Here is a 2,001-nt window from a genome sequence, read left to right on the forward strand (position 1 = left end):
GATCCTACATGGCGATAAATATAAGCTGTTAGGATTCGATCGATCCGAACAGCCCCTCGCCCTCCAAATCGGCGGCGACAATCCCTCAGATTTGGCTCAATGCGCCCAAATTGCTGAAAAATTCGGCTATGACGAAGTCAATCTCAACGTCGGTTGTCCCAGCAGTCGCGTCCAAAATGGTAACTTTGGTGCCTGTCTGATGCTCCAACCCGAACGGGTGGCTGAATGTATCGCCACGATGGTAAATGCTACCAAACTTCCAGTCACGATCAAACATCGAATTGGCGTCGATGAAGTCGATAGTTATGAAGATCTAGTCAAATTTGTCTCGATCGTTTCCCAAACTGGCTGCCAGCGGTTCTCCGTACATGCCCGCAAAGCCTGGTTACAGGGCTTGAGTCCCAAGGAAAATCGCGAAGTCCCACCCCTCCGTTATGAGGATGTCCATCGGCTCAAACAGGATTTTCCCCACCTCTCGATCGAGATTAATGGCGGCTTTACCAACTTGGAGCAAGTCCAAACCCAGCTCCGACTCGTCGATGCGGTGATGATCGGCAGGGCTATTTATGACAATCCTTATTTACTCGCTACGGTCGATCGAGACATCTATGGCGACGATACGCCATCCCCCAGCCGCCAGCAAATTGTTACTGCGATGCTACCCTATATCGAAGAGTGGACGAGCAAAGGAGGCAAACTCAACAGCATCACCCGTCACATGTTGCAGCTATTCCACGGGCAGCCAGGAAGCCGGATCTGGAAGCGGCTAATTACGGAGCAAGCTGTGTTACCAGGTGCGGGGGTAGAAGTTGTCGAACGGGCATTGGCAGAGATACCAGATTGTGCGGCTGCTTGAACAAATGCTTAGTTCTAGCGCGCCCTCAAATGAATTTGGGGCTAAGAGCGAAAGTCCATTGAAATGGACTGATGAATTAGAGCATTTTATTGTTGTCAGCGCAAACAATTTCACAATTGACTCAAGTATAATCTGTTAATTCGTAACTCGTAAATTTTTATAATTAAAAGGAATTAGTTTTTAAAAGCCAATCTTTCAGTCCGTTAAAACGGACTTCTGCTCTTAGCCCCAAATTCATTTGAGGGCGATTGCCAACTAAGTACTCTCAATTTATGGCCGAATCGCGATCGTGATATCCGCCACATTAGTCCCCGTCGCCCCAATCAGGTGCAGATCGCCCAATTGCTGAAAGAATGGATAACTATCATGTCGATCGAGTGCCAGTTTCGCATCCAATCCCAATGCCAGAGCACGTTCGATCGTCTGTTCATTTACCGTCGCTCCCGCCGCATCCGTCGGGCCATCGGTACCATCAGTCGCCAGCGTAATTATCCACGCAGGAACATCATGTTCGGCCAATTCAATGGCAGCGGCTAATCCTAATTCGGTATTCCGGCCACCTTTACCTGTGCAATTTTCTGGCAAACTAACAGTAGTTTCACCACCATAAATTAAAACAGTTTTACTCGGTTCGGTAATAATTCTGCGCGCAATTTCGACACCGCGAACCCGCGCTTCTCCCTGTAAATTAGTCATCACAATTTCTGCTGTATATTCCCCTTCACGATCGATCGATTGCTTGACAGCTTCACAAGCCTGCCGATTATTACCAACGAAAATATTATCAGCATTTTGATGATTAGTTAAACCCGAAGCGATCGACTCGATCGGATCGTCAATCACATCAGATAAAATCAATCCAATTACTTTACCCGCACCCACTCTATCTACTAATCCACCACCTTTCAATCGATCGATCTGCGATCTCACGGCATTAATTTTCTCGATCAATAAGCCACTACCTAATAATGCTGTCCCGATTGTTTGTAATGCTGGTAGTGAGATATTTTGTTCGGGATTAACAGCAGTAAGATCGATCGATTGGCTCGATAAAGCCGCCAGAATTAATTGTTGAGTTTCCTGACTAATTTCGGCAGTCGGTGGGCTGGTTAATAGTTCGTTTAAAGCATTCCAATCGCGCGGCG

2 protein-coding genes are annotated in these 2,001 nt (G+C 47.1%); one reads left to right on the forward strand and one right to left on the reverse strand.

Annotated elements, in window-relative coordinates; genetic code table 11:
* A partial coding sequence (dusA, locus tag RMO27_RS18580) for a tRNA dihydrouridine(20/20a) synthase DusA (protein WP_309735276.1) occupies window positions 1-856 on the forward strand: 856 nt, incomplete at its 5' end.
* Between the two features lie 270 nt (window positions 857-1,126).
* Here dusA and RMO27_RS18585 read toward each other — a convergent pair.
* The coding region (locus RMO27_RS18585; protein ID WP_309735277.1) for an MOFRL family protein at window positions 1,127-2,001 on the reverse strand (875 nt) is incomplete at its 5' end.

Origin of the sequence: Chamaesiphon sp. OTE_75_metabat_556 (genome assembly GCF_031378165.1) — a bacterium.
GTDB lineage: Bacteria > Cyanobacteriota > Cyanobacteriia > Cyanobacteriales > Chamaesiphonaceae > Chamaesiphon.